The following is a 2,147-nucleotide window of genomic DNA, read 5'->3' as shown; positions in this document are numbered from 1 at the left end:
AATTGGCGGCATGAAAACCAACCCGGATACACCTTAAATCAGCCGTCAACTTGTCCAGAAAATCGGGACCAATTCACTCGAACCGATTTATGCAACAACGTCCCAGCGGCGGGTGTCTACATCATTAAGCCTTTTCAGAGGTGGGCTATGAAGTACGCAATAATAACGATTAATCATCATATTTTTGACTTTTTCCAATCGGATTAAAAACGTGGTTTAGTCTAATGATTACAATTTAAGGCAGTGTTGCAATCCAGCATGCTCCTCTTTCGAGCGCAATAAATCTACCAAACAATTAGGGTATCATAATGAAAATTGACAAGTTCGAAACTAGTATTGAGCCCTTTAGAATAAAGTCAATTGAAAATATTAACCCTTCTTCACGTTTTGAGAGAGAAAAAAAACTAAAAGAAGTTAAGTACAATCTGTTTTCGCTAAGATCAAAAGACGTGATAATTGATTTACTTACTGATAGCGGAACGGGGGCAATGAGTTCCGACCAGTGGTCCGAGATAATGCGGGGAGATGAGAGTTATGCGGGTTCACCATCGTTTGAACGTTTTAAGTCAGCAGTCAAGGGATTAATGCCTTTCAAACACATTATTCCAACCCATCAGGGCCGAGCGGCAGAAGCGATATTGCTATCGCTGATCGGTGGAAAGGGTAAAATATTTCTTGCTAATACACACTTCGATACGACGCGGGGTAATATCGAAGCAACAGGTGCAACGGCTATTGATCTTGGTAGCCCGCCGGCGGGTGGAGCCGATTCATTTCATCCGTTTAAAGGCAACATTGACACTGATGCTCTCGGAAAATTTCTGACGGAACGAGCTAACGATGTTGCTGCTATTATTTTAACGATCACGAACAATGCTGGAGGTGGACAGCCAGTCAGTTTAGCAAACATACGATCGACAGCGAAGATTGCCCAAAAATATAACAAGCTTTTTATTATTGATGGATGTCGTTTCGCAGAGAATGCATATTTTATAAAAAATCGTGAAAACGGCCAATTTTTAAGGCCGATAAAAGAAATCGTCCGCAACTGTTTTTCGGTTGCAGATGGAATGACAATGAGCGCTAAGAAAGACGCTTTTGGAAATATTGGAGGGTGGTTAGCGCTAAACGATGATAGCTTGGCTGAAAGAGCGCGTGTAAAACTTATTCAAACTGAAGGTTTTCCAACATATGGCGGCCTTGCCGGTCGCGATCTTGATGCTATAGCGCAAGGCCTGTCTGAGATCGTTGATGAGAATTATCTTCAACATCGTATCCAATTGAACGAATACATTGTCGAGCGGTTGGTCGAAATTGGTATCCCTGTTGTTAGGCCTGCTGGTGGTCATGCTGTCTTCATAGATGCCAAGAAATGGCTACCCAACGTGCCCCCACTCCGATATCCCGCTCATACTATTGCTTGTAAACTTTACGAAGTTGGAGGCATTCGCTCCTGCGAGATTGGTAGCGTAATGTTTGGAAAGCAAATTGATGGTGGAGAAAGGCCAGCGGAAATGGAACTAGTCCGCCTTGCATTTCCGAGAAGAACGTACACTCGGTCCCATATTGATTACCTTATTGAGGTATTGGCGAGTCTTGAAGATGAAATACGCGACCTTAAAGGTTTTAAGATTGTTAAACAGACGAATCAAATGCGCCATTTTACATGTGAATTCGAAAAGATAGAGTAAACCACCTGTTACCTTTTCGGGATTGAAAATTTTTCTGCATGTTCGGCCTTCTGCAATTTGCAGTGTTTGCATAAAGGCGGACTTTTGGCTCATCGTAGCCACTCAAGGAGCGAAGATGAGACGGAAATTCGGGCCGGGAAAAGAACTGGCAGACAAAGTCATCAAATTCGCCAAGTGACCCCGCGGTGTTTTTCAGCAGAAGAAAAAATCAGCGTTGTTCTGGAAGGCCTACGGGGTGAAGAGAGCAAGGCTGGCCTTTGCCGTCGGGAAGGCATAGCCGAAAGCTTCTACTACAACCAATCCAAAGAGTTCTTGGAAGCACGGAAGAAACGTCTGGCCGGAGATACGACCCGCGCCGCCTCAGGTGATGAAGTCAAGGGGTATTGCCATTTGTGGACAGCCCCTGTTTTGCAAGAGTTTTCTTTTGTGATTTCGATCATGTTGCGAGCGGTCATT

General features: G+C 44.1%; 1 protein-coding gene and 1 pseudogene. Both read left to right on the top strand.

The features are described from left to right. Nucleotides 1-308 precede the first annotated feature (308 nt). Nucleotides 309-1,691: a tryptophanase gene (locus tag Q0835_RS29655; protein ID WP_298967055.1), complete on the top strand. Its 1,383-nt coding sequence runs from the start codon at nt 309-311 to the stop codon at nt 1,689-1,691. A 115-nt stretch (nt 1,692-1,806) separates the two neighbouring features. Next, a pseudogene (locus Q0835_RS29650) lies at nt 1,807-2,069 on the top strand (IS3 family transposase); the annotation flags it as partial. Between the last annotated feature and the right edge of the window lie 78 nt (nt 2,070-2,147).

The sequence above is a fragment of the uncultured Roseibium sp. genome (assembly GCF_947499295.1).
Classification (GTDB): Bacteria; Pseudomonadota; Alphaproteobacteria; order Rhizobiales; family Stappiaceae; genus Roseibium.
Note: the sequence above shows the minus strand (reverse complement) of the source record. Positions and strands in the feature narration are given on the sequence as shown.